Origin of the sequence: Clostridium pacaense (assembly GCF_020709765.2) — a bacterium.
Lineage (GTDB): Bacteria > Bacillota > Clostridia > Lachnospirales > Lachnospiraceae > Enterocloster > Enterocloster hominis.
Genome location: NZ_JAJFEB020000004.1, coordinates 229,309 through 247,972, shown reverse-complemented (window position 1 = coordinate 247,972; position 18,664 = coordinate 229,309). Strand labels below are relative to the sequence as shown.

Sequence of the window (18,664 nt, the reverse complement as noted above, 5' to 3'; positions counted from 1 at the left end):
ACCTTCTACACCTCCCCTTTCTGGCTGCGAAGCATCCTGATCTGGCGTTTTTCACACAGCCACTTATACAGGGCCTCATAGTCCACAGCCACCAGCAGCACGAATACGGCCTGGAGCACGGAGATTACCAGACGGTTGGTATTGGTCACCCTTTCCATGTGGAAGGAACCGCTCTTTAACATTCCCCAGAATATGGAAATAAAAATGACTGCAATGGGATTGTTCTTGGCAATGGACGCAATCATGACGCCGTCCCAGCCCAGATTGGTGGCAAACGCAGGCCTGAACTTGCCAAAGGAGCCGGTCATCTCGGTTCCGCCGCAGACGCCTGCGATGAATCCGCTCAGCAGGAAAATCAGGATGAAGGTCCTCTTATAGTTAATACCGCCGTATTTGGAGAACCTCAGGTTTTCCCCCACCATCTTTAGCTCATATCCCTTTACCGTATATTTATACAGAAGATACACCAGGATGGCGATTCCAAGGGCAATGAAAATAGCGGTGCTGGCGCTGGTCTTAGGTATGATGGTGCCAAGGCGCGCAGTGGGAAGCATGTCCGGCGTGGCAATGGCGTCCGCCAGTTCAGAAGCGTCAAACCCCATGTATTTGAAGGTCAGGTACTCCGTAAACAGGGAGGCCGCATAGTTTAACATCAGGGTACAGATCAGTTCATTCACATTCAGCGTCAGCTTTAGGATTGCGGGTATGAATGCAAACAGCATGCCGCCAATCCCGGCAGCCGCCAGACACAGCGGTATGTGTATGATTTTCGGTACCGCAACGGACGCCCCGATGATGGCTGCGAGGAATGCGCCGAAATACATCTGCCCTTCAATCCCCACGTTCCAGATCCCGGACTTGAATGCAATCACGGCCGCAATTCCTGTTATGATGCTGGGGGTTGCCCAGCGGATGGTTGTCCCGATGGCGCTGACGCTTCCCACGGAACCTGTAATCAGGGCTGAAAATGCCTCTGTTGGACTGTTTCCCTGGGAAAGTATGATACAGGTGCCGATGAACATGACCATCAGCATGGATAAGATGTATTTCAGGATTTCCAGCTTGGTATTCTGTGCCAGTCTAAATTTCATCCCTCTTCCCTCCTAACATGTACAGTCCTATGGTCTTCTCGTCCAGGTCCGGCGTATTTTCCAGGTTTCCCACAATCTCGCCGTTATACATGACCAGGATCCGGTCGGAAAGCTCCATCACCTCGCCCAGCTCATGGCTTACCAAAAGCACGGAAACACCTTTCTGGGCAATATCGATGATTTTCTGCCAGATGAACTCTATGGCGCCCACATCAATGCCCCTGGTGGGGTCCTCTATGATCAGCAGGTCATTGTCCTGAAGGAACTCACGTCCCACAATGGCCTTCTGGATATTGCCGCCCGACAGGGTGCCCATCTTGTCATGGATACCCTGGGTCTTTACCTGGAACTGTTCCACCACTTCCCTGGTAAATTTCTCAGCTTCCTTTTTATTCACAAGAAGGGGATTCCTGAACCTGTGGGCCACGTGATAACCCATGATGCAGTTTTCCACCAGGCTGCAGTCCGTACTGCATCCCGTGGCCAGACGGTCCTGGGGCACATATCCGATTTTCTTTTCCCGTTTCTCCTTTGGCGTTGCAAAGGTTATGTCTTCGCCTTTATATGTAATCGTTCCGGTTTTCGGCTTCCTAAGCCCAAAGACCGCCTCTATCAGTTCACCCTGTCCAGAGCCGGCAACACCTGCGATTCCCACGATTTCGCCTTTTTTCACTGACAGACCCACGTTCTTTACTTTCTCAATCCCATCGCTTCCCACAACAGTCAGCCCTTTTACGTCAAGCACCGTGCTGCCTGTATCTTTTTCATGCTTGCTGGTATTGAACAGTACCTGGCGCCCCACCATAAGGCTTGCCAGCCCATGCTCGTCCGTATCCTGCGGATAGAGGTTCCCGGTCACCTCGCCATTTTTCAGGACCGTGATGTAATCCGATATCTCCATTACTTCCTTAAGCTTATGGGTAATCAGGATAACGGTCTTTCCGTGCTTTGTCAGGTAACGGATTGCCTGGAACAGCCCCTCGATACCCTGGGGCGTCAGCACGGCTGTTGGCTCATCCAGAATGATAAGCTCCGCACCCTTATACAGTATCTTTACAATCTCAACCTGCTGGAGGAGGGACACGGGAAGGTCCTCGGCCCGTTCATCCAGAGGGATGGAAAAACCATACTTCTGCGCAATCTCCTCAATATCTTTTTTGGCAGTCTTCTTATCCAGGAATCCTCCCGCCTTCTTTGTCTCAAATCCCATCATCAGGTTTTCCAACACCGTAAGCTCCGGGAACAGCATGAATTCCTGGTGTACCATACCAATCCCGCACCTGGTGGCATCATTGGGATTCCTGAACACTTCCTTCCTGCCCTTTACAAAGATTTCCCCTTTGCTGGGTTTATAAATACCTGAAATCATATTCATCAGCGTACTTTTGCCAGCTCCATTTTCCCCGATGATGGAGTGCACGGTACCTTTTTTTACAGTCAGGCTGATGTCATTGTTTGCCACCAGCTGCCCAAAGTACTTTGAAATGTGTCTTACCTCAAGGATAACTTCATCCATAAGATCCCTCCCTTTTAAGGAATTCCCCGGCAGCAAGGTAAACTGCCGGAGAATGTTCCTGCCCCCCTGCCGGGGCGTAAGCCGTGCCAGGGTATGCCTTAAGTCCCCTAGTTAGCGGTGTCCTTTGTCACGTCAATGGTGCCTGCCTTTATCTCATCCCCCACTGTTTTCACTGTTTCCTGAAGCTCCGGGGACAGCTTGTCAAATTCCTGCTGGGTATACATCGGAAGATCCTGGGCCATTCCGTATTCCTTGTCCCCGCCTTCAAAGGTTCCCTCAAAGGATGCTTTTCCTTCTTTATACAGGGCTTCATCAATGGGCTTTAAGGCGGACCAGATGACGCTCTTTCCAACATCGCCCTGATAATCGTCGCTGCCGATACATTTTACATTCAGCTCATCACAGCCCGCAATCACGCCAAGGCCGCTTCTGGAAGCAGACTGGAAGATTAAGTCAACGCCTTCGTTCTGAATCATCAGCTTGGCAACCTCCTGTCCCTTAACAGGATCCTGGTCATTGCCCACATAAGCAACGGATACCTGGATGGACGGGTCTATATAGTGGACCCCATGGATAAAGCCATCCCTGTACTTGCGGCTGACCGGACGGTCTGCATGGGCAATGAAGCCGACCTTTTTCTTTTCCGTGTTATTGGCCGCAACCACGCCGGCGATAAAGGAGGACTCGGACGGGTCAACGGATACCGAGCTTACATTAGGTTCATTGGTTTCCATGTATACGTCGCACAGGACAAAATCCGTATCCTTGTATTCAGGCGCAAGCCTCAGTGCGATTTCCGAAAGGTCGCCCCACATGGTATAGACAGGGTTATACCCCATGTCCGCCATGGCGCGCACCTGGTCCTCATACTCGGCCTTGTCCAGTGTCTCCACAATCTTTAATTCTGCTCCCTCTTCATCTGCCAGGCGCTGCAGGCCCTTGACACAAAGGGCAATGAACGGGTCCCCCACAGGTGACGGGATCAGAAGGCCAATCACCTTTTTCCCATCGTTTTTTTCTTCCTCTGCCTTGGTTTCCTCCGCAGCCGCATCTGTTTCCGGCGCCTTGGCAGACGCGTCCTGATTTGTGTCCGTCTGCCCTGCTGCGGCTGTCCCGCTTTGCCCAGTCTGTGCCGTCTTCCCACAGCCGGCCAGTACGGTTGATAACCCCAGTGCAACACACAATGTAACCGCTGCTAATTTCTTCACTCTCATAATCGTTCCTTCCCTTCTCATGGTTTAATTATATTTCAGAATGGCTTCGGTGGTCTTTTTGGATAATGACGTTATGGACTGGCTCTCCATGGTCCTCACATAGGTATCCAGCTGGTCCCTGAGGGGAGCGACAAATTTATCATCCAGTGCATCCAGTCCAAGCATTACCCCATAAGCATGTCCTATGGGGCCGCCCGTACAGTCATTATCCTGACCGGCCATCATCAATATCGTCATGGCGCGCTCAAAGCTGTTGCCCGCAAAACGGATTGCCACAACCTCTGCAGCCAGGTTGGGGTACGCATGTACCCAGTTGTATTCCTTATACTTTTCCTCACACAGTTCCCATGCCTGGCGGTAATCCCTGGACTGACTGCAGGCCTGGCATGCAAATGCGAGGACGCTGTAGAATTCACTGTCACGCGGGATCATCCGCATGGCCTTGTCAAGGATTACCTGCATGTCGGTTTCCACATAAGCCATGGAAACAATCAATGCGTTAAACACTTCTGCTAGGATGCCGTTGTTGTGATGGGAAACGCACCCGTCCCTCCACGCCAGCTCTGCCGCCATCCTTGGGTTTCCCGGCGCCAGGGCGCCGCAGATGGCGGCGCGCATGGCGGCCCCGATCATCTCCCGGTATGGGTTGGCCACATAACCGCTTTCCGGCGGATAGATGCCGTGGCGCAGATGGTTCAGCGCAATCTCCTCCGCAGTATAGGCAAATGGAATATACCCCACCCATTTATCCGCGATATCCTCCGAGGTTATGTCATACCCCTTTTCCCGGAACGCTTCCAGAAGGGCCAGTTCAAATGTAATGTCATCGTTCAGGGTTTCCGGCGGTTTCACATATTCCGTTATCTCGCCGAATACCTCCCATATCCTGGAGGATTTAAACCCTTCCACCGCGGTTCCCAGGGCGGAGCCAATGATTTCCCCCAGCCACCCTGCATGGACCTTCTCAAAGAGCGCATCCTGCCCAGGCAGCCTGTATTCCGGGTATTCCTGGAACTTCACGGACTGCGCGTACTGTTCAAAGCTGTTGTAAACCGTGTAGGACCAGTAGGGGTGGCTTTCTATCTTCGGCGCCTCTGCCAGGGCTTTAAATACCCGGGCATTGATGATCTGCAGGTCTATGAGCCTGTCCTCATCAATGGCCCTGAATGCTTCCGGTATCAGGCGGTCTGCTTCCTGTACATCGTATCCCATGTTCCTCATGCTGGAAATCGCACCCAGCATCTTGGAGTAGGGCGCCTTGGATTCCGGCAGCGGCTTAATCCACGCCCCTTTTCCGGTTTCCAGCATCTGCCTTGCCTCCTCCAGGAATTTTCCCTCCAGGAGGTTGTCCCACTGGATCAGATCCGTGCGGTCCCTGACCGGAATTGCGTCACAGAAAAATTCATAGTCATATTCCCATGCTCGTTTCATAATATTTTCTCCTTATATTCATATTTTTTTGTCTGTTCTGCACAATGGTTTTATATAATTCTTCGTTCCCCCCACACATGTATGCTTATCCTATCTTTTAGTATAATTTTAGATAATACTGTCAGCCGACAATGAAAGGAGTAACAACAATGGCTATTTACTGTGAAGATCTGTTTAAACTGTCCACCTTCCGCGACGCGCGGTTAAGGGGAGGCAGGACCGGCCTGGGGAGGAAAATCACCTGGCCTTACGTAGGCACCACCCCCAGCGTATCCCAATGGCTCCACGGAGGTGAAATCCTCTTCCTGACAGGGGTAGGCATCCCCTCGGATGATGAATCCCTGCTGAACCTGACCGAGGAATGCATCCAGAAAAACTTATCCGGCATCGTATTCCTGCTCAATCCGGATTACATTCCCGAAATCCCTGAAAAGGTGATTGAAAAAGCGGACCAGGAAGGGCTTCCCGTGTTCCAGATGCCCTGGAACGTGAAGCTGATTGACGCCACCCGGGAAATCATTGAACTGATGGAACAGGTCAATGAGAAGAGCAAGAACGTCCGTTTCTTCCTTGAAAGCCTGCTTTTTTCCAACAACAGCGATATTGACTCCATCATGCATTTTTATAACATCCGCCTTCATTCCCAGTACTGTATATGCGTGGTGGAATCCGCCGACAATGTATTCTCAGAAGCCATTGAATCCAACTTCCAGCACCTGTCTGCCTCTGTGCGGAACATTGCCCTGTCAAGCCGCCTGGCCATACTCAGCTGTTCCTATGCCAACCGGCTGATTTTCCTTTTGACGGCCGACAGCAGAAGCGATACCGTCTATCTGCAGAACACCATATCGAATAACTTCGAATACATCCAGGCGCTTCATGCATCCAGGGGAGGTTATATGAAAATGGCTTTCAGCCGCACCTTTACCAAGCTGAATCAGATCAAACAATGCTACCATGAAATCACGGTGGCCCTGTCCACCAAAAACCTCCACGCACTGTTTCCCAACCACATCATCCACTACGAAAACCTGGGAATCTACCGCATCCTGTTTGAACTTGATAAGAATGAGTCCATCCGGGATTACTGCATTAAGAACATCGAACCCCTGATTACATATGACACACAGCATTCATCCAATCTTCTAGAGACACTCCGGCTTTATTTCATCAACAACTGCCATTCCAGCCAGACCGCCCAGGCCCTGTTCATCCACAAGAACACCCTTGTTTACCGTTTATCCCTGATAAAGGAACTTCTTCACACGGATTTATCCAATGCGCTTAAAAACCTGGAACTGTTCAACAGCATCCTCCTGTACGATTACCTTCATGCCGTCTAGCAGAATTCCCGTCTAACAGAATTCCCGTCTGATGAAATCACTGATATTGGAAACCACATCCTCCACAATCCACTGCCCCTTCAGGGCAGAGGAGGATCTGGCCGTGGCCAGCACCCCGTTGGACGGTATGCTGTTTTTATCAATGGGATACCGGTAGCAGAATCCCGGGTCCACATGATCCACGTCTGCAATCAGGTCCTGACGCACCAGTTCCGGCGCAAAGTACATCATCAGGGAGGTTTCCGTAATGGCAGCATGCTCCAGCGCCCAGCCCGGGAATGGCACCTGGTCAAATATCCGTTCAATCATATTGGGTGACATGGGGTCCCACCAGTTCATCAAAAGAAGCTTTACCCCATCCCCATGCCTGGCTGAACACAGGTCCATGGCCTCCACCACAAAGGGTTCATTCTCAAAATGCGCATTGAACAGCAGGATCCGGCTGAACCCGTCCCTTACAAACTCGTCAATCACATCCTGCACCAGGTTCTGCAGCGTCTGTCCGTTCAGGTCAATTGTTCCGGGAAACAGAGGGCCTCCTCCGCTGAAGGGCTTCGATTTATATCCATAACAGAGGGCCGGGGCCACAATCCCATCCACCTGTCCTGCGATGCGGTATGAAAATTCCTCCGCCAGCACCGTATCCACACACAGGGGAAGATGCGGCCCGTGCTGTTCCGTTGCCCCGATAGGAAGGATCACGATGCCATCCTTTCTCCCCGCATATTCCGTCCACGTCATTTCCTTCATCTTGATGTGTCCTGACATCATTTTGTCCCTCCCTTTGTCTCATCTTTGTATCATGCCACTATCATACTGTTTTTCCCCTGTCCTTTTAAGGTGTGGTCCGCACAAAAATACAGGCCATGCTTTAGGCCCGACGCACACAAAAGAACCGGGGATTTTTTGGTCCTTTGGCACAATTACTTTTTTATCCTTTTCCTGTAATGTGGTCTTAAAACTCATATGGAGGGAATGAATCAATTGAATACAATCTTGTTTACCAATGCGCATCTTTATCATGAGCCGGATTTATGCGACCTGCTGGTGGAGGACGGCCGTTTCCTGGAAATCGGGCCATGCCTGAATAAAAAATATCCTGTGGGGAATATCTGCGACCTTCACGGAAAGCTGGTGCTTCCTCCTTTTGTGGATTCCCACATCCATCTGGATTACGTATACACTGCCAGGGAACCGGGGGCAGGCAACTGTTCCGGCACCCTCTTTGAGGGGATTGAACGGTGGTCCCGCGGAAAACAGAACCGTTCCGTGGAGGAAATAAAAAGACGGGCCAGAATCGCGTTAAAAAAGGAGATACTGAACGGGACCCAGTACATGAGGACCCATGTGGATGTCACGGATCCGTCCCTTAACGGGCTAAAGGCCATCCTGGAGCTGCGGGACGAACTGAAGGGGGTACTGGACCTTCAGGTCATAGCATTTCCCCAGGAAGGGATGTATTCATATACCAACGGCGATAAACTGGTGGAAGAAGCCCTGATCATGGGGGCTGACGTGGTGGGCGCCATCCCCCACTATGAATTTGCCAGGGAATGGGGCGAACAGTCCATTAAGACGGTCATCCGGCTGGCCCTTAAATATGACAAGCTGATTGACATCCACTGTGACGAGACGGACGACGAGCAGTCACGGTTCATTGAATCCCTGGCAGCCCTGGCCTACCAGAACGGGATCGGCAGCCGTACGACTGCCAGCCATGCCTGCGCCATGGGTTCCTATAACAATGCATATGTCTATAAGCTCTTTAAGCTCCTAGAGCGTTCCGGCATCAACATAATCTCCTGCCCCACCGAGAACATCCATCTCCAGGGGAGGTATGACTCCTATCCCAAACGCCGCGGCCTGACCCGCGTCAAGGAGCTGAGCGATGCAGGAATCAACGTATGCTTTGCCCAGGACTCCATCTCCGACCCATGGTATCCTTTGGGCAACGGCAATCTCATGACCATCCTGGACTTTGGCCTGCACATCTGCCACCTGATGTCATTTCCTGAAATAGAAAACAGCTTCCGCTACATCACGGACAATGGCGCCCGCACCCTGTCCATGGAAGGAAGCTATGGGATACGGCCGGGCAATGACGCCAACTTCATTGTGCTGGACGCCTCCGATCCCTATGAAGCCATCTGCGAACGGGTCGGCGTCCTGGCATCCGTGCGCAGGGGCAGCTTCCTGTTCCGTAAACAGCCTGCCAAAACCGAACTCAACTGCGGTTTTCTCAGCAAAGTGCAGGATGTATAAGCGGAAACACATGGATGCGTTCACATTTATTGGCAATAATATACGAGTATGGCGCCGTTATTTTTATGCATATTGCACAAACATTTTCAAATAATTTTTAGAATTTTGCCTATGGACTAAAATTTTTTTAGGTATTATAATATACCACATGAAAACAATTTAACATATCCATTGCCAATATGTATATCCTGGGGATTGGCCCAGAGTCTCTACCAACTACCTTAAAGAGTTGACTACATATCTTATGTAGCCAGCTCTTTTTTTGTTTGTGTAAGGGCATTTCTGAATATTCCGGTATATCTTTTGGCAAAAACAATACAAGGAGGAAAATAGAATAATGAATATTGTAGGGCAGCAAGTGAAACGTGTTGATGCTTACGGAAAGGTGACGGGTGAAGCCAAATATACGGCGGACCTGGAACCCAGGGACATCCTTCACGGCAGGGTCGTGCACTCCACCATAGCCAACGGGCGGGTCAAAAGCTTTGATCTGACGGAGGCTTACAAAGTGCCGGGCGTGGTTAAGATTGTCACCTGTTTTGACGTACCCGACTGCCAGTTCCCCACAGCAGGACACCCCTGGAGCGTGGAAACCAAACACCAGGATATCTGCGACCGCAAGGTGCTGAATGAACGCGTCCGGCTGTACGGGGATGATATTGCCGCTGTTGTGGCGGAGGACGAGGTCGCGGCTTTCCAGGCGGCGCGTTTAATCAAGGTGGACTATGAAGAATATGAGCCCATTGTCACGGTTGAGGCAGCCATGGCAGAGGGCGCCACACCGCTGCACCCGGATATCAGGAAAGACAACGTAATCGTGCACTCCCATATGACCATGGGGGACAGCAGTTTTACATATGAAGAGGGGCTTAAAAAGGCCGTGGAAACCTATGGCGCTGACAATATTGTTTCCATGGATGTGGAGTACGACACCCCCCGTATCTCCCACTGCCATATCGAACTTCCTGTTTCATGGGCCTATGTGGACACCAACGGTAAGGTCACCGTCATCTCCTCCACCCAGATCCCGCACATTGTCAGGAGATGTACGGCCCAGGCCCTTGGCATTCCCATCGGCAGGGTGCGCATCATCAAGCCGTATATCGGCGGAGGCTTTGGCAACAAGCAGGATGTGCTCTACGAGCCGTTAAATGCATTCCTTACCCTCTCCGTGGGCGGACGGCCCGTGAGACTGGAAATCAGCCGGGAGGAAACCATTTCCGGAACACGCACCCGACACGCCATAAAGGGCATATGCAGGGGCGTTGTGTCCAGGGACGGACGCGTGCTTGCCAGGAAACTGGAGGCTTATGCCAACAACGGCGGCTATGCCTCCCACGGCCATGCAATCTGCGCCAACTGCGGCAATGTGTTCAAGGATTTATACAGGGATGAGTTTGGCACCGAAGTGGACTGTTTCACCGTATATACCTCCTCTCCCACGGCCGGGGCCATGAGGGCCTACGGCATCCCCCAGGCAGACTGGTTCGCGGAATGCCTGAATGACGACATGGCCTATGCCATTGGCATGGACCCCTGCGAATTCCGGCTTAAGAACTGTATGGAGGATGGATTCGTGGATCCGGCCAACGGCATCACCTTCCACTCCTACGGATTAAAACAGTGTATCGAGGTCGGCAGGAAGCATATCCGCTGGGACGAAAAATGGAGCGCATACAGGAATCAGACAGGACCTGTCCGCAAGGGCGTGGGCATGGCAATCTTCTGCTACAAGACAGGCGTGCATCCCATTTCCCTGGAAACAGCTTCTACCCGCATGGTATTAAACCAGGACGGCTCCATGCAGCTGTGCATGGGCGCCACGGAAATCGGCCAGGGCGCGGATACCGTGTTCTCCCAGATGGCGGCGGAAACCACCGGCATTTCCTTTGATAAGGTGTATATCGTTTCCACCCAGGACACGGACATCACCCCCTTTGATACAGGCGCCTATGCATCCCGCCAGACCTATGTGTCCGGCATGGCCTGTAAGAAATGCGGGGAAGAGTTCCGCCACAAGATCCTGGAATACGCTGCATATATGCTGAACCACGATGTAACCGACCTGTCAAGGACCGTGTATGCCGAAGAGGTAAAGGCTGCCGGAATGCGGATCAGGGAAGCCCTTGGCCTCCACGAAGGCGAGGAAATCACCGAGGACATGCTGGACATCGCTGACAGCAAGGTCATCGTAAGCGGCGGCGCACCGGAATTATTTGACGTGTCCGTGGTTGCGGATACTGCCTTCTACTCCCTGGACCGCTCCGTACATATCACGGCGGAAGTGACCAACCAGTGCAAGGACAACACCTTCTCCTCCGGCTGCTGTTTCGTGGAGATTGAGGTGGATATGCCCCTGGGGCTGGTGACTGTGACGGATATTGTCAATGTCCATGATTCAGGAATCCTGATTAACCCCCAGACAGCCCGTGCCCAGGTTCACGGCGGTATGAGCATGGGACTGGGATACGGTCTTTCAGAGGAACTTCTGGTGGATGAGAAAACAGGACGCCCGTTAAACAACAACCTTCTGGATTACAAGATACCCACTGCCATGGATACGCCGGACCTGAATGTGGAGTTCATCCAGTTAGAGGACCCCACCGGCCCTTACGGCAACAAATCCCTGGGCGAGCCGCCTGCTATACCGGTCGCTCCCGCCATCCGCAATGCAATCTTAAATGCAACCGGGGTCCACATGAACGTGACACCTATGACAGCCCAGAGGCTGATTGAGAAATTCAAGGAAAAAGGTCTGATATAAAGAGGACCGGTATAAGGAGAGAGCCATGTTTGACATTAAATCATTTTATGAGGCCGTAAGCGTGAAAGACGCAATCCAGGCCCTTGTGAAGGATACGGATGCCGAAATCATCAGCGGCGGCACCGACGTATTAATCCGCGTGCGGGAAGGTAAGGATGCCGGACGTTCCCTGGTATCCATCCACAACCTGGAGGAATTAAAGGGCGTGAAGCTTCTTGAGGACGGCAATCTGTGGATTGGCGCCGGGACGTCCTTTTCCCATATCACCAATGACCCGCTGATTAAAGAATACATCCCCATGCTGGGGGATGCCGTGGACATGGTCGGCGGCCCACAGATACGCAACACCGGTACCATCGGCGGGAATATCTGCAACGGCGCAACCTCTGCCGATTCCGCGTCCACCATGTGGACCCTGGAAGCGGACGTGGTCCTGGAAGGGCCGGAAGGTGAGCGCACCGTGCCTGTATGTGAATTTTACACCGGGCCCGGACGGACGGTACGAGACCGCTGTGAGGTCTGTAAAGGTTTTGTGATCCGCCGTGAAAGCTTCGAGGGCTGGACCGGACACTACATCAAGTACGGCAAGCGTAAGGCCATGGAGATAGCCACCCTGGGATGCGCCGTAAGGGTAAAGCTGTCCCCTGATAAGAAACGGATTGAGGATGTACGGCTGGGCTACGGCGTGGCCGGTCCCACCCCCCTTCGCTGCCTCAAGGCGGAAGAAGGCCTTAGGGGCCATGACATCAATGATAGCGACGCCATCCTTGCCTTTGGAAAGGATGCGCTTACGCAGGTCAATCCGCGTACCTCATGGAGGGCTTCCAAGGAATTCAGGCTTCAGCTGATTGAAGAGCTGTCCAAGCGCGCGCTGAAAGAGGCAATTAAAAAGGCAGGAGGAGAGATAGATGCTTAAAATCGTACACATGAAGGTAAACGGAAAGGATGTGGAGCTGGCAGTGGACGAACGGGAGTCCCTGTTAGACACACTGCGCCAGCGTCTGGGGCTTACATCCGTCAAGAAGGGCTGCGAGGTCGGGGAATGCGGCGCCTGCACCGTACTGGTAAACGGGGAAGCCATTGACAGCTGCATCTATATGACACTTTGGGCAGAAGGCAAAAGCGTCATGACCGTGGAAGGATTAAAGGGGCCAAACGGGGAACTGTCCCCCATCCAGAAGGCATTCATCGAGGAGGCTGCGGTACAGTGCGGTTTCTGTACGCCCGGCCTTATCATGAGCGCGGTGGAAATCGTGGGAACCGGCAAGAAGTATAACAGGGAAGAACTGAAGAAGCTGATTTCCGGCCATCTGTGCAGGTGCACGGGATATGAAAATATCCTGAATGCAATGGAACGGATTGTGGAAGAGGTATATCAGATCAGCCATAAGACGGAGTCTTAAGGGATTGCCCGCGCGGCACCAGATCCTAAAAAATAACAGGGGGTAACAAAATCATGAACAGCAATGCAAATTGCAGCATTAATAATATTTATAAGCTGGAGGGACGGGTGCCGCTTGGCAAAGCCATCCCTTTCGGCCTGCAGCATATTCTGGCAATGTTCGTTTCCAACCTTGCGCCGATTACCATCATCGCAGGCGCTGCACAGCCCGCATTAACCCAGGCCCAGACAGCCATCCTGCTTCAGAACGCCATGTTCGTTGCAGGAATCGCCACACTGGTCCAGCTCTATCCGGTCTGGAGGATCGGTTCCAGGCTTCCGGTGGTCATGGGCGTCAGCTTCACCTTTGTCACGGTCCTCAGCACCATTGCCGCCAATTACGGGTATCCATCCGTGGTGGGCGCTGTGCTGATCGGCGGTATCTTTGAAGGGACCCTGGGACTTCTGGCCAAATACTGGCGTAAGATCATCACCCCGGTTGTTGCCGCTTCCGTCGTGACAGCCATTGGATTCTCCCTTTTTACGGTCGGCGCCCGGTCCTTTGGCGGCGGTTATGCAGAGGACTTCGGCTCTGCCCAGAACCTGATTCTTGGCACGCTGACGCTGCTGACCTGCCTCTTGTGGAACATTTTCGCAAAAGGATATTTAAAACAGCTTTCCGTCCTGGCCGGGCTGATTGTGGGATATGTGATTGCCATTTTCCTGGGCAAGGTGGATTTAAGCCTGATCATGTCCGGCGGCATCATTGCCCTTCCCTCCCTGCTTCCCTTTGTTCCTGAGTTCCATGCAGGGGCAATCATCTCTGCCTGCATCATTTTCCTGGTGTCCGCGGCAGAGACCATCGGCGACACATCCGCACTTGTATCCGGCGGCCTGAACCGTGAAATCACCGGAAAGGAAATCTCCGGTTCCCTTGCCTGCGACGGATACTGTTCCGCTGTCTCCACCCTGTTCGGATGTCCTCCGGTCACCTCCTTCTCACAGAACGTGGGACTGATTGCAATGACAAAGGTAGTTAACCGCTTCACCATCATGACAGGAGCGGCCTGTATGATCCTGGCCGGGCTGCTTCCTCCGGTAGGCAACTTCTTTGCCTCCCTTCCCCAGGCGGTCCTGGGCGGATGCACCATCATGATGTTCGGCTCCATCCTGACCTCAGGCGTTCAGATGATTTCAAAATGCGGCTTCTCCCAGCGCAACATCACCATCGTCTCCCTTTCCCTGGCAGTGGGCATCGGCTTCACCACCGCCAGCGAGATTGGCATATGGGATATCTTCCCGGAGCTTGTGCAGTCCGTATTCTCTGCCAATGTGGTGGCTGTCGTGTTTGTCGTGTCGGTGTTCCTGAGTCTGGTGCTGCCGAAGGATATGGATATTAAGATGTTGGAGGAATAACTGTGTGGACGGCTGTAAGTCCAAGATTCATGTAAGTCCAGGGTCTATTTAGGGCGGGGAAATTCCCCGCCCTTTCCATATTGATACTATGATTCCGGGTACCCAATCTTCAAAGTAACCCCGTCCAGTGACACTCCCTTACTCCGCGTAATAGGCAGCTTCTGCTCCGCAGTGAATCCAAGGGTCTCCCCGTCCCTGAGCACCACATCCCCATCCAGCACATAGTATGCCAGGTTCAGGAGATAATCCCTCAGTTCCTGGGGTTCGGCCCTGACATCCAGCACTTCCATCTCATCCCTGCCAAATGCCCTCATTCCATAAGTATAGGTGTTCCATCCCCCTTCGGTCTGGTACAGGCCGAAATAAATCCAGTTCAGGATGGGAAGTCCGCCGTCCTTCATCATCTCTGAAGCATCCAGATAAAACCGGGGCTGGAAAACGGTTCCGCTTGTATAGACGCCCAGAACGGTTTCCTGTCTGCAGCAGGCAGCCATAAGCTTGGCAAGCAGCAGGCCGCGCTCCTTTACAGGCGCGTCTTTTCCCATGATTGCAACCATCAGATGGGCTTTATGTGTCTTAACGGTTTCAACTGCCTCGGGCCACATATAGTTGTTGGCGGCATTCGCCTCTGCTTCCCCCTCCGGCACAGGCGCATCCATCATGGCGACCACCAGCCTGAGACCGTTGACAGAGTAGATGTGGGGGGCATCCTCGTCATCATATGCCGTGTTCCCTTCGTCATTGGCGGATACATCTTCCCCTGATGTCTCCCCATCCTCTTCCTCAATACAGTCAATCCCCCAGTCCGCCTTCATATCTGCCGCCAGCTTGTCCGGTGACCAGTGGGGTTCTGAGAGCAGGACAAAGCCTACGAAGGTTCCGGTTTCGTCATTTTCCTCCTGATCCCCATCCTCATTTATATCATTCCGGCCTGCATGGTTCCTGTCTGCATCCTTCCTTCCCGCAACTTCCCTACATGCATCATTGACGTTCCCGCTGTCTTCACCTGAACCTTCAGGATCTGCAGGACGGGCCTCCTGTTCCAGCGCCTTTGCCTGTTCCATCCAGTAACGGCGGATCATCTCCACCATTTCTTTTGCCTTGTCCACAGCGGTTGCAGCATCGTATGGTTCCATCTCGCTGAATACATGGCCGCAGTGCTCCGTATCTCCTGGTCCGTATCCGCCGCAGACGCCCAGAAGCCATTTGCCAAGAATCCCTTTCTTATATCGGAACATGTAATAATGCAGGCCATGAAGGTCAAACTCCCCCGCTGGTTCTATCTTTGCCGGTTCCCTTCCAAGCTCTCCCGGATGTGAAAGCCACTCTTTCATTGACTGCATGGCTGCTGCCTGTTGTTGGTTCATGCTGTTATCCTCCTGCTATTTTCTATAATTGAAGTACCGCTCATGGAAATGTCCTGATGAAACTGATTGCCGGGGCCATTCTGTCTGTGGAGTTCGTTCTCCTGACAGAGTTAATTGTAAGCCTCTGTATGTGTCTCCGGTTCCTGGTCCTTAACCGCCTTTAATTTACCCAGCAGTCCATAGATTCCGGCCCGCTGTCCCTCCTCAAAATAGGTGATGGTCACAAGAAACAGGGATGGTCCTGAAACAGCCTTGCAGAACACCTGATAATAGGCTTCTTCCTCATCCTCCACCTTGCGCCAGCCCCAGCGCGCCCGGCCGTTTGGCATGTCCAGGTCCTTAAGCTCCCTCAGGCCGTCAAAACCACCTTCCAGTGAGGCGTCCTTACCCTGAAGCCGGAACCCGTTCACCCGCCATATGGGATCCTTGCCGGTGCCGTCCCACCATAAGTCGCAGCCCCTGCCATTTTCCTGTTCCTCCCACTCATACAGATAATTACCCGGAAGGGTCAGGCGGAGGACACCATATCCGTATGTCACTTCCCCCCTTCTGAATCCCACCGGATACAGGGACTCCAATACCTGGGCCGTATCTGGTATGACGGGCGTCCTTTTGTCCAGACCGCACAGCAGCAGGTATGCTTCCATAGGAAGGGGAATCCTGGGATCCAGCCTGTATGCCTGTTCCAGATCATCAAGGGCTGCCCGGTTAAGGTCCGCGTCCTGAGCGCTGCGGTCCGATGGGCCGAAGAAGCATTTTTCCCACATCAGGTTCAGGGCACAGTTCCTGTAGTATGCAGCATCCTTCTCAGGCTGGTTCCATATGAAGAACCGGTCTGCCAGCCATCCGGTTCCAAGGCACTCCACGGTCTTAACCATGCTGGCAATCCCAAACCGTCCCATGGGTGTCACAACGGTTCCCGGGATATCCTCGGGCTGGTACTGATTTATGTCCCAGCACAGACAGAGGCTGCTGTATTCCCCTGAAGCCAGGCGCTCCCTGCACAGGTTGACCAGCATCTTAAGCCATGGATGGAAATGTTCCTCTTTCATACGCTGAAAATCCCTGTGACTGTAATAATCAGTCTCATCTGACACAGTCAGGCCCTTAAGGACGGATTTGCCCAGTGCATCCACAAATTCCACCGCCGCCTTATGGAATCCTGGCCCGCAGGGTGTGGAGTAGCATTCCCCGGATATGACCCATTGACCCAGCAGTCCGTTTTCATGTTCCCAGGTCATGGAAATGCCGCCCATGGGACAGAAGGATATCCATATATGGTCATTGTCCTCCTGTACGGTCTGCCCACCGGATTCTGCAAGACTGCGGACAGCCTGAATCAGCGCTTCCTTCTTCCTTACCTTTGCGCCAAATGCAAACCGTATGCTCATGCCTCCTCCTTCTTTATCCGGATACTGCCCGCATTGCGGCGGAAGGTATGGAATAACGCCTCCTTAACAGGCAGGTTCCTGAATACCTCCACCGCGGCGTTCAGCACAGCGGTCAGATCCCACGCAATAAAATCCAGGTATCCGCACTCCGTCCCCGTGGCGCCTCCGGTAAATACCACCGCATCCCCACATTTTCCTGATATCTCCTGTTCCAGTTTATCCCGCAGATCCAGTATCTGATTCCTTGGTATACCGTCCAACGGATAATAGAAAAATCCAGGGACCGCCCCATCCTGATGGAAATCCTCCATGATTCCGTCATCCCCCCTGTAATATGCGCTGACAACCGGAATACAGGTGGTTACTCCCGCATATACGTCTTCACGCAGATCCCACCCTTCTTCCTCCGACGGCTTCATCTCATATGCGCTGTACCACTGGCACATCTGGTCCGCAGTGACAATCTCCCTGTCCTTTTTTATGTATTCCAGAAGGTCTGCCAGGCAGATGTCCTCCCCCTCCTGAGGCGTTTCCAGCAGATCCATATATCCCACATACCGGATGGCGGGGATTTCCCCAATGGCCTGGTCCAGCAGGACAGACATGAGGCCATACGCCTGGTTCTCATTTTCCTTCAGCAAAGGCAGCAGCTTTTCACAGTAAATGGACAGCCCGATCTGTTTATCATCCAGTTCCTCCACCCAGACCCTTGCATCTTCCGTACCGATATCCCTGTCAAACATCCTGAGCACAAATCCGTTGGCTGGCTGGCGTCCCACCAGGATATTCCAGTTCTGATGCACCTCCTTTGGCGCATGTTCCATAAAGTACTTCAGTTTGAAAATGCGGCTCTTGTCCCCCTCCGGCGACAGGATCAGGTCATATTTACTGCCATTGCGGCCCACTTCAAAATACAGTCCTGCAAATGCAGGCGAAAGAAGCTGATGACACAAACCAGCCACCTGTTCCCCTCCCTGCTTTGCATCCAACAGTTCCCTGAGTCTCCCTTCCCCCTCCAGGAATGACTGCCATCCCTCCTTTACCCTCTCGCAGAAGGGTTTCATTGCATTGGGAAGGGTAAGGGCCTTCCTGCACAGGGATATCATCTCCAGCGTATCCTCATCCCCCGGCCTGTACTCCAATGCCTTTTCAAAATAGTACCTTGCTTTGGATTCCTGGTCCAGATAATACAGCGCGTAGCCCATCCTATAATTCCAGTCATGTTCCCCTGCATATTCCTTTTCCACGGATTCCAGGAGTTCCACTGCCTTTTTAAACAGATGCCTGTCCCCCGGCTCCGCCAGGTTGTTATATGCGCGCGCCAGCTGGCTGGTTAATTCCGGTGTCTGCTGCTCCCGGGGCAGGGCTTCAATCGCATCAATGATATTCTGGAACTGACCGTCCTCATGCCACTGTTCCAGCGCTTCAGGAAGGTGGGATGGGGTGCGTGGGTTTGTTTCATTTTCAGGCTTCTGCTTCATGGTATTT

Annotated in this window: 14 protein-coding genes and 1 riboswitch; of the genes, 6 read left to right on the top strand and 8 right to left on the bottom strand. The window is 52.7% G+C overall.

The window, feature by feature from the left end; translation table 11 throughout:
* Positions 1 to 5 precede the first annotated feature (5 nt).
* The 4 genes from LK536_RS39285 to LK536_RS39270 all read right to left on the bottom strand — a co-directional run bounded on the left by LK536_RS39285 (position 6) and on the right by LK536_RS39270 (position 5,252).
* The gene (locus LK536_RS39285; protein ID WP_008717494.1) at positions 6 to 1,091 is read right to left on the bottom strand and encodes an ABC transporter permease; all 1,086 of its coding nucleotides are present in this window, start codon (positions 1,089 to 1,091) and stop codon (positions 6 to 8) included.
* A complete protein-coding gene (locus LK536_RS39280; protein ID WP_120056366.1) occupies positions 1,081 to 2,607 on the bottom strand; it encodes an ABC transporter ATP-binding protein in 1,527 nt (508 codons plus the stop codon). The genes LK536_RS39285 and LK536_RS39280 overlap by 11 nt, the downstream gene beginning before the upstream one ends.
* A gap of 107 nt (positions 2,608 to 2,714) precedes the next feature.
* Positions 2,715 to 3,821, bottom strand: coding sequence for a BMP family ABC transporter substrate-binding protein (locus tag LK536_RS39275; RefSeq protein WP_227795469.1), 1,107 nt, complete (start codon positions 3,819 to 3,821; stop codon positions 2,715 to 2,717).
* Between the two features lie 24 nt (positions 3,822 to 3,845).
* The gene (locus LK536_RS39270) at positions 3,846 to 5,252 is read right to left on the bottom strand and encodes an ADP-ribosylglycohydrolase family protein (protein ID WP_008717500.1); all 1,407 of its coding nucleotides are present in this window, start codon (positions 5,250 to 5,252) and stop codon (positions 3,846 to 3,848) included.
* A 149-nt stretch (positions 5,253 to 5,401) separates the two neighbouring features.
* Here LK536_RS39270 and LK536_RS39265 point away from each other — a divergent pair, with 149 nt between their 5' ends.
* The gene (locus tag LK536_RS39265) at positions 5,402 to 6,595 is read left to right on the top strand and encodes a PucR family transcriptional regulator (protein ID WP_034578062.1); all 1,194 of its coding nucleotides are present in this window, start codon (positions 5,402 to 5,404) and stop codon (positions 6,593 to 6,595) included.
* A gap of 12 nt (positions 6,596 to 6,607) precedes the next feature.
* Here the strand turns inward: LK536_RS39265 and LK536_RS39260 are convergent, their stop codons facing one another.
* Entirely contained in the window at positions 6,608 to 7,366 is a 759-nt protein-coding gene (locus LK536_RS39260) for a creatininase (RefSeq protein ID WP_227795470.1), read from the bottom strand.
* A 213-nt stretch (positions 7,367 to 7,579) separates the two neighbouring features.
* Here LK536_RS39260 and codA point away from each other — a divergent pair, with 213 nt between their 5' ends.
* From codA to LK536_RS39235, 5 genes are all read left to right on the top strand, one after another.
* Complete coding sequence (gene codA, locus LK536_RS39255; RefSeq protein ID WP_331472114.1) at positions 7,580 to 8,857, top strand: cytosine deaminase; 1,278 nt, start codon at positions 7,580 to 7,582, stop codon at positions 8,855 to 8,857.
* Between the two features lie 159 nt (positions 8,858 to 9,016).
* A riboswitch (purine riboswitch) is annotated at positions 9,017 to 9,113 on the top strand.
* Positions 9,114 to 9,194: 81 nt separating this feature from the next.
* The gene (gene xdhA, locus LK536_RS39250; protein ID WP_025486695.1) at positions 9,195 to 11,621 is read left to right on the top strand and encodes a xanthine dehydrogenase subunit XdhA; all 2,427 of its coding nucleotides are present in this window, start codon (positions 9,195 to 9,197) and stop codon (positions 11,619 to 11,621) included.
* A gap of 25 nt (positions 11,622 to 11,646) precedes the next feature.
* Complete coding sequence (gene xdhB / locus LK536_RS39245) at positions 11,647 to 12,537, top strand: xanthine dehydrogenase subunit XdhB (protein WP_008717511.1); 891 nt, start codon at positions 11,647 to 11,649, stop codon at positions 12,535 to 12,537.
* Entirely contained in the window at positions 12,530 to 13,024 is a 495-nt protein-coding gene (gene xdhC, locus LK536_RS39240; protein ID WP_008717513.1) for a xanthine dehydrogenase subunit XdhC, read from the top strand. The genes xdhB and xdhC overlap by 8 nt, the downstream gene beginning before the upstream one ends.
* 53 nt (positions 13,025 to 13,077) lie before the next feature.
* Positions 13,078 to 14,418, top strand: a complete 1,341-nt coding sequence (locus LK536_RS39235) for a uracil-xanthine permease family protein (protein WP_008717515.1) — start codon at positions 13,078 to 13,080, stop codon at positions 14,416 to 14,418.
* 86 nt (positions 14,419 to 14,504) lie between these two features.
* Here LK536_RS39235 and LK536_RS39230 read toward each other — a convergent pair whose 3' ends face one another.
* From LK536_RS39230 to LK536_RS39220, 3 genes are all read right to left on the bottom strand, one after another.
* Entirely contained in the window at positions 14,505 to 15,785 is a 1,281-nt protein-coding gene (locus LK536_RS39230; RefSeq protein ID WP_227795471.1) for a DUF4261 domain-containing protein, read from the bottom strand.
* Positions 15,786 to 15,895: 110 nt separating this feature from the next.
* Entirely contained in the window at positions 15,896 to 17,176 is a 1,281-nt protein-coding gene (locus tag LK536_RS39225; protein WP_120056360.1) for a hypothetical protein, read from the bottom strand.
* Entirely contained in the window at positions 17,173 to 18,657 is a 1,485-nt protein-coding gene (locus LK536_RS39220; RefSeq protein WP_227795472.1) for a hypothetical protein, read from the bottom strand. The genes LK536_RS39225 and LK536_RS39220 overlap by 4 nt, the downstream gene beginning before the upstream one ends.
* Positions 18,658 to 18,664: the final 7 nt, after the last annotated feature.

What these genes read in the sequence shown, in the direction of transcription:
- LK536_RS39260 (WP_227795470.1), bottom strand. Translation starts at nt 7,366, where the DNA reads ATGATGTCAGGACACATCAAGATGAAGGAAATGACGTGGACGGAATAT.
- LK536_RS39285 (WP_008717494.1), bottom strand. Translation starts at nt 1,091, where the DNA reads ATGAAATTTAGACTGGCACAGAATACCAAGCTGGAAATCCTGAAATAC.
- LK536_RS39225 (WP_120056360.1), bottom strand. Translation starts at nt 17,176, where the DNA reads ATGAGCATACGGTTTGCATTTGGCGCAAAGGTAAGGAAGAAGGAAGCG.
- xdhC (WP_008717513.1), top strand. Translation starts at nt 12,530, where the DNA reads ATGCTTAAAATCGTACACATGAAGGTAAACGGAAAGGATGTGGAGCTG.
- LK536_RS39220 (WP_227795472.1), bottom strand. Translation starts at nt 18,657, where the DNA reads ATGAAGCAGAAGCCTGAAAATGAAACAAACCCACGCACCCCATCCCAC.
- LK536_RS39230 (WP_227795471.1), bottom strand. Translation starts at nt 15,785, where the DNA reads ATGAACCAACAACAGGCAGCAGCCATGCAGTCAATGAAAGAGTGGCTT.
- LK536_RS39235 (WP_008717515.1), top strand. Translation starts at nt 13,078, where the DNA reads ATGAACAGCAATGCAAATTGCAGCATTAATAATATTTATAAGCTGGAG.
- xdhB (WP_008717511.1), top strand. Translation starts at nt 11,647, where the DNA reads ATGTTTGACATTAAATCATTTTATGAGGCCGTAAGCGTGAAAGACGCA.
- LK536_RS39270 (WP_008717500.1), bottom strand. Translation starts at nt 5,252, where the DNA reads ATGAAACGAGCATGGGAATATGACTATGAATTTTTCTGTGACGCAATT.
- xdhA (WP_025486695.1), top strand. Translation starts at nt 9,195, where the DNA reads ATGAATATTGTAGGGCAGCAAGTGAAACGTGTTGATGCTTACGGAAAG.
- LK536_RS39280 (WP_120056366.1), bottom strand. Translation starts at nt 2,607, where the DNA reads ATGGATGAAGTTATCCTTGAGGTAAGACACATTTCAAAGTACTTTGGG.
- LK536_RS39265 (WP_034578062.1), top strand. Translation starts at nt 5,402, where the DNA reads ATGGCTATTTACTGTGAAGATCTGTTTAAACTGTCCACCTTCCGCGAC.
- LK536_RS39275 (WP_227795469.1), bottom strand. Translation starts at nt 3,821, where the DNA reads ATGAGAGTGAAGAAATTAGCAGCGGTTACATTGTGTGTTGCACTGGGG.